A 6,344-nucleotide genomic window follows, 5' to 3' on the forward strand; every position below is an offset into this window, starting at 1 on the left:
GCCCGAGGCTGCGGGCGCACCATAAGGAAAACACCACGATGCCTGTCGACCTTATCGATTTGCGCCTGTATTTGAACATCGTGCAGGCCGGCAATATCACAGCGGGCGCTCGCCTGAGTCATTTATCGCTGCCCGCCGCCAGTGCCCGCATCAGGGCCATGGAGGCTTCGCTGGGGGTCGAGTGCTTGCAGCGCAGCCGACGCGGTATCAGTCCGACGCCAGCGGGTCAGGCGTTGGCCCAGCATGCCCGGGCGCTGCTGCAACACGTCGAGCGCATGCGTCACGATCTGACCGAGTACGCGCAGGGGTTCAAAGGTCGTGTACGGCTGCTGTGCAATACCGCAGCCCTCACTGAATACCTGCCCGAGTTGCTGGCCGACTTTGTTCGCCAACACCCCGCCATCAGTGTCGACCAGCAGGAGTTGACCAGCTTGCGCATTACCCACGCACTGCGTCAGGACGCAGCCGATATCGGGATCATTTCCGATGCCGTCGACACGAGTGACCTACAAACCCGACCTTTCCGGCAGGACCCGCTCGTGTTGGTGGTCCCGCTTGACCATGCGCTGGCCGACCATCCCGCTCCGCGCTTCAACGACGCCTTGCACCATGATTTTGTCGGCCTTTCAGTCAACAGCGCGCTGGCGGTGTATCTGGAAGAACAAGCGCTGCACAGCGGCTTTCGCTTGCACACCCGGCTGCGCGCAGAAGGCTTTGACGGTGTGTTGCGCATGGTCGCCCGTGGCGCGGGACTGGGCATTGTGCCGCGCGCCACCATTGAGCGGTGGCAAGCACCGCGCACGTTCCGGGTCGTCACGCTGAGTGAGCCATGGGCTGATCGCACACTGCTGCTGTGCGCGCGGTCGTTCGATCAACTGCCCGCTTATGCACAGGCACTGGTGGACGCGTTAGGCAACGTGGAGCCGGGATAGAACCTGTAGGAATTAGCCTAGAAGCACGCATGACTGTATGCCTGAATTTTCCCCGGGAGTAATATCGCGGACTTTACTGCGCGGATGGCCGGTACACGCCATGCCTGACGTGGATTCCAACACTGAAAACAACAACGAACAGGGCACCTGATGGCCGACCATAACGCTCCTCCCATCACACTCAAGCGCGGCCTGAAAAACCGCCACATCCAGCTGATTGCCCTGGGCGGCGCCATTGGCACGGGGCTGTTCCTCGGCTCGGCGGGCGTCCTCAAGTCTGCGGGGCCGTCGATGATCCTGGGCTATGCGATTGCCGGGTTCATCGCCTTTCTGATCATGCGCCAGTTGGGCGAGATGATCGTCGAAGAACCGGTGGCCGGGTCGTTCAGTCACTTTGCCCACAAATATTGGGGCGGCTATGCGGGCTTTCTGTCGGGCTGGAATTACTGGGTGCTGTACGTGCTGGTCGGTATGGCCGAGCTGACGGCGGTAGGCAAATACATACAGTTCTGGTGGCCCGAGGTACCGACGTGGGTCAGTGCCGTGGTATTCTTTGTGCTGGTCAACCTGATCAACACCCTGAATGTGAAAGTGTTCGGGGAGATGGAGTTCTGGTTTGCCATTATCAAAGTGGTGGCGATTATCGGCATGATCGTGCTCGGCTGTTACCTGCTGATCACTGGCACCGGCGGGCCACAGGCGTCGTTCAGTAACCTGTGGAGCCACGGCGGGTTCTTCCCCAACGGCGGCACCGGGTTGTTGATGGCGATGGCGTTCATCATGTTCTCGTTCGGCGGACTGGAACTGGTGGGCATCACCGCTGCTGAGGCCAGCGAGCCGAAAAAAGTCATCCCTAAAGCGATCAACCAAGTGGTGTATCGCGTGCTGATTTTCTACGTTGGTGCCTTGACCGTGCTGCTGGCGCTGTACCCGTGGGATCAACTGCTGGTCACACTGGGCGCTTCTGGGGATGCCTACAGCGGCAGCCCGTTTGTGCAGATTTTCGCCCTGATTGGCAGCAACACGGCGGCGCAGATTCTTAACTTTGTGGTGCTGACGGCCGCGCTGTCGGTCTACAACAGCGGTGTTTACTGCAACAGCCGCATGCTCTTCGGCCTTGCCGAACAGGGCGACGCGCCCAAGGCGCTGATGAAACTGACCAAAAACGGCGTGCCGCTACGGGCGCTTGGCGTGTCAGCGCTGGTGACCATGCTGTGCGTGGTGGTGAACTACGTGGCGCCGCACAAGGCGCTGGAGCTGCTGTTTGCGCTGGTGGTTGCCTCGCTAATGATCAACTGGGCGCTGATCAGCCTCACGCACCTCAAATTCCGCAAAGCCATGGCGTCGCAAGGCGTGGTGCCGTCGTTCAAGGCGTTCTGGTCGCCATTGAGCAACCTCGTGTGCCTGGCCTTCATGGTGGTGATTGTGTCGGTGATCTGGATGATTCCCGACGTGCGTGCTTCGGTGTATGCCATCCCCGTGTGGCTGCTGATCATCTACGCTTTCTACCGGGTACGCCTGCGCACCGGCCAGCCTTTGGCCACGCAGCGCTAGAGCAACGCCTGCAAAAACCCCCGGCACTCGCAGAGGACCGGGGGTTTTTATTGGCCGCAAAAAACCGGGATGTCCGCCCGACGCGGACTCCCGGAAAAGACCCTATTCGGGCTTGCGATAACTGTTGATGATGGCGGAAAAGTCCTTGCCGCCCTCGCCGCGCAAACTCATGGCCTGATACAGCTGCTGGGCCACTGCGCCGAGGACCACAGGCTGATGCGCCTGCCGCGCGGCTTCGGTGGCCAGGCCCAGATCCTTGAGCATCAGTTCGGCACCGAAACCGCCAGTGTAGCCGCGTGACGCCGGTGCCGTTTCCACGATACCCGGCCACGGGTTGTAGGTTTCGGAACTCCAGCAGCGCCCGGTCGAACTGTTGATAACGCCCGCCAGCACCTCGGTATCGATGCCCAACGCCGCGCCCAGCGCCATGGCTTCGCTAACCCCCACCATGGAAATACCCAGCAGCAAGTTGTTGCAGATTTTAGCCACTTGACCGGTGCCCACATCCCCGCAATGGACGATGTTGCGCCCCATCTGCGCGAGTACCGGGTGCAAGGTATCGAACAGCGCTTTCTGTGCACCGACCATGAAGGTCAGGGTGCCGGCCTGCGCGCCACCCGTACCCCCGGACACCGGGGCATCCGCCATGTGCACGCCCTGTTTGGCCGCGGCAGCGGCCACATCACGCGCGGTTTGCGGGTCGATGGTGCTGCAATCCACTGCCGGTACACCTTCGCCAATCCCTGCCAGCACGCCCTCTTCACCCAGCCAGACACTGCGCACGTGAGCCGCTGCGGGCAACATGGTAATCACCAGTTCCACACCCTGCGCCGCCTCTTTGGGCGATGCGCTGATGCGCCCGCCCTGGGCGGCGAGTTCCGAGAGGATGTCTTTATTCAGGTCGAACAGGTTCAACGAATGCCCGGCCTTGATCAGGTTGCGCGCCATTGGCGCGCCCATGTTGCCCAAGCCGATAAATGCGATTTTCATGACGCTGTCCTCAACGAAGATTGATGGTGGTATTGACGCCATCATTCACGCTGTCATCGTCGAACCAACGACTGGTGACGGTCTTGGTCTGGGTGTAGAACTGCACGACTTGTTTGCCATACGGGCCCAGATCGCCCAGTTTTGACCCCCGCGAGCCGGTGAAGCTGAAGAACGGAACCGGCACCGGAATCGGGATGTTGATGCCCACCTGACCGACGTCGATTTCACTCTGAAACTTGCGTGCGGCTGCCCCGCTTTGGGTAAACAGGCCCGTGCCGTTGCCGAAGGGGTTGGCGTTGACCAGCGCGATGGCCTGGTCAAGCGTATCGACCTCCAGTACCACCAACACAGGGCCAAATATTTCCTGGGTATAGATCTGCATGTCGGTGGTCACGCCCGAAAACAGGGTCGGGCCAATAAAGTTGCCTTGCTCGAAGCCCGGCACGCTGACGTTGCGCCCATCAAGTTCCAGCGTCGCGCCTTCCTTTATGCCGCTTTCAATCAGGCTCAGCACCCGCTCCTTCGCCCGCTTGGAAATCACCGGGCCGACGTCGGTGCCGGGCTCGCTGCCTGCGTTGACCTTGAGTTGTTGCGCCAACGCCTTGAGGTCAGGCAGCCACTGTTTGGCCGCGCCCACCAGCACCACCACTGACGTGGCCATGCAGCGCTGACCCGCCGCGCCGAAACTGGCACCGACCAGCGCATTCAGGGTTTGTTGACGGCTGGCGTCCGGCAGCACCACGGCGTGGTTCTTGGCGCCCATCATCGATTGCACGCGCTTGCCATGGCGCCCGGCCAGGTCATAAACGTGGGTGCCGACGGCGGTTGAGCCGACAAACGACACCGCTTTGATATCGGCATGGGTGCACAGCGCATCCACCACATCCTTGCCACCGTGAACCACGTTGAGCACACCCGGCGGCACGCCGGCCTCAAGCGCCAGCTCTACCAGCATCAAGGTCGACAGAGGGTCTTGTTCCGAAGGCTTCAGAACGAAGGTGTTACCGCAGGCGATGGCCATGGGGAACATCCACAGCGGAATCATGGCCGGGAAGTTGAACGGCGTGATCCCTGCGCACACACCGATGGGTTGACGCAGGGTGTAGGTGTCGACGCCGCCCGCTACGTTTTCAGCGAATTCGCCCATTTGCAGCGTGCCGATGGAGCACGCGTGCTCGACCACTTCCAGACCACGAAAAATATCGCCCTCGGCGTCTGCAATGGTTTTGCCCTGCTCGGCACTGAGCACGGTGGCGATGCGTTTGGAGTGTTCACGGATCAACGCTTGCAGCTTGAGCATGATGCGCATGCGCGCACCGATCGGCGTCAGTTTCCAGGTCTGGAAGGCCCGCTGGGCAGCCTCGATGGCCGCATTGACTTCATTGGCAGTTGCGAACGGGACTTTGGCCAGCACGTGCTGAGTGGCCGGGTTGACGATGTCGTGCCACTCCGTGGTCTGCGACTCGATCCACTCACCATCAATCAGCAAGCGGGCGTTTTGATACGGGGTAGAAGCCGTCATGGAAGTCTCCGAAATTATTGTTATGGGAGTGGCGACGGGTTGGTCGCGGGACTGTTTTTGGAGTATAGGTGTGCGTTCTTCTAATAAGAACGCACATAAAAGCCGGTCTAACATGCAAAAAAACATCACATCGTTGAGCGCACTGAACTGGGACGACCTGAAGTTTTTTCTTGAGGTAGCCCGTACCCGCAAAGCCAGCAGCGCGGCCAAACGGCTGGCGGTGGACTACACCACGGTATCGCGACGCATCAGTTCGCTGGAGACGGCACTCGGCACGTTGCTGTTTGAAAAGTCGCGCACTAACGGCTTCACCCTGACCAATGAGGGCCAACGCCTGTTGGGCTACGCGGAGTCAATCGAGAGCACGCTGCACATGGCCTGCGAGCAAGTGTCAGGGTCGGGCGTGGCGTTATCGGGGCATGTGCGAATGGGTTGCACAGAGGGCTTCGGCAGCTTTTTCATCACCCCGCAGCTCAGCCATTTTGTTGATGCCTACCCGGCCATTTCGGTCGATATCCTGCCCCTGCCGCACTTCATCAGCCTGTCCAAGCGCGAAGCCGACATCGTGATCGCTTTGGAGCGCCCCGAGCACGGGCCATATGTGTGTTGCAAATTGTGCGACTACCGGCTGCAACTCTATGCGACCCAGGACTACCTCGACGCTCACCCGCCGATCCGCCGACCGTCGGACTTAGCAGAGCATCCGTTTATCAGTTATGTCGACGACCTGGCGTTCAGTTCAGAGCTGTTGTACCTGGCGAATGTCCTGCCGGGGGCCAGCGCCAACCTGCGCAGCACCAGTGTGATCGCGCAATACGTCGCGGCGCAGCAAGGTCGATCAATGGCGATCCTGCCGTGCTTTTTGGCGGCTCAAGACCCGCGCCTGCTGCCGGTATTGCCGCAAGAGATCAACCTCACGCGGCAGTTCTGGATGTACTGCCGCGAGGATCTGCGCAAGTTGAAGCGGATCACCCTGTTGTGGGATTACATACGTGAGGTGACTGAGCTGAATGCGCCGTTGCTGCTCGGGGAAACGCGGGCGTTGAAGTTTGCCGATTAAGCATTTAACGGGGGTTAGCAAGCCACTTCCAACGACTTGTAACACGCCGACGTTTGCATTCTGCCCCACTCAAGGGGGCCTCCCCATTCAAGCATCCGCTGACGATTTTTTATAACTTTGAGAATTTTCCTACGGACAAGCCAAACATCTGTGAAGTAGCGTCCTGTCGCACTTAGGCGGCGAACACGGACCGTCAATTTGCGCAGGGAATGTTATGGCGGTTAAGAATATCTTCCCGAATACCCTGGGATGTAATGGGATAGATGGCAACAGGCGACATGCCGAG

At 60.1% G+C, this 6,344-nt stretch carries 5 protein-coding genes; 3 read left to right on the forward strand and 2 right to left on the reverse strand.

Going from position 1 to position 6,344, the window contains the following annotated elements:
- The first annotated feature begins 38 nt into the window (after window positions 1-38).
- Together CJF39_RS20345 and CJF39_RS20350 are read left to right on the forward strand one after the other, a co-directional pair.
- Window positions 39-932: a LysR substrate-binding domain-containing protein gene (locus CJF39_RS20345; RefSeq protein ID WP_094995062.1), complete on the forward strand. Its 894-nt coding sequence runs from the start codon at window positions 39-41 to the stop codon at window positions 930-932.
- Window positions 933-1,082: 150 nt separating this feature from the next.
- On the forward strand, window positions 1,083-2,486 hold the full coding sequence (locus CJF39_RS20350; protein ID WP_094995063.1) for an amino acid permease: 1,404 nt from the start codon (window positions 1,083-1,085) through the stop codon (window positions 2,484-2,486).
- Between the two features lie 102 nt (window positions 2,487-2,588).
- Here the strand turns inward: CJF39_RS20350 and mmsB are convergent, their stop codons facing one another.
- Together mmsB and CJF39_RS20360 are read right to left on the reverse strand one after the other, a co-directional pair.
- Window positions 2,589-3,476: a 3-hydroxyisobutyrate dehydrogenase gene (gene mmsB, locus CJF39_RS20355; protein ID WP_094995064.1), complete on the reverse strand. Its 888-nt coding sequence runs from the start codon at window positions 3,474-3,476 to the stop codon at window positions 2,589-2,591.
- A gap of 10 nt (window positions 3,477-3,486) precedes the next feature.
- Window positions 3,487-4,998 (reverse strand): CoA-acylating methylmalonate-semialdehyde dehydrogenase, encoded by a 1,512-nt coding sequence (locus CJF39_RS20360; RefSeq protein WP_094995065.1) that lies wholly within the window; start codon window positions 4,996-4,998, stop codon window positions 3,487-3,489.
- A 112-nt stretch (window positions 4,999-5,110) separates the two neighbouring features.
- On the opposite strand from CJF39_RS20360, the gene CJF39_RS20365 reads away from it, so the two are divergent.
- Window positions 5,111-6,058 carry a LysR family transcriptional regulator gene (locus tag CJF39_RS20365; RefSeq protein ID WP_094995066.1) on the forward strand — a complete coding sequence of 316 codons (948 nt, stop codon included), beginning with the start codon at window positions 5,111-5,113 and terminating at the stop codon, window positions 6,056-6,058.
- Window positions 6,059-6,344 lie beyond the last annotated feature (286 nt).

Source organism: Pseudomonas lundensis (assembly GCF_002269125.1).
Classification (GTDB): Bacteria; Pseudomonadota; Gammaproteobacteria; order Pseudomonadales; family Pseudomonadaceae; genus Aquipseudomonas; species Aquipseudomonas lundensis_A.

Bases quoted from the DNA above. Each gene is read 5' to 3' on its own strand.
- CJF39_RS20345 (WP_094995062.1), top strand. From the start codon at position 39: ATGCCTGTCGACCTTATCGATTTGCGCCTGTATTTGAACATCGTGCAG.
- CJF39_RS20350 (WP_094995063.1), top strand. From the start codon at position 1,083: ATGGCCGACCATAACGCTCCTCCCATCACACTCAAGCGCGGCCTGAAA.
- mmsB (WP_094995064.1), bottom strand. From the start codon at position 3,476: ATGAAAATCGCATTTATCGGCTTGGGCAACATGGGCGCGCCAATGGCG.
- CJF39_RS20360 (WP_094995065.1), bottom strand. From the start codon at position 4,998: ATGACGGCTTCTACCCCGTATCAAAACGCCCGCTTGCTGATTGATGGT.
- CJF39_RS20365 (WP_094995066.1), top strand. From the start codon at position 5,111: ATGCAAAAAAACATCACATCGTTGAGCGCACTGAACTGGGACGACCTG.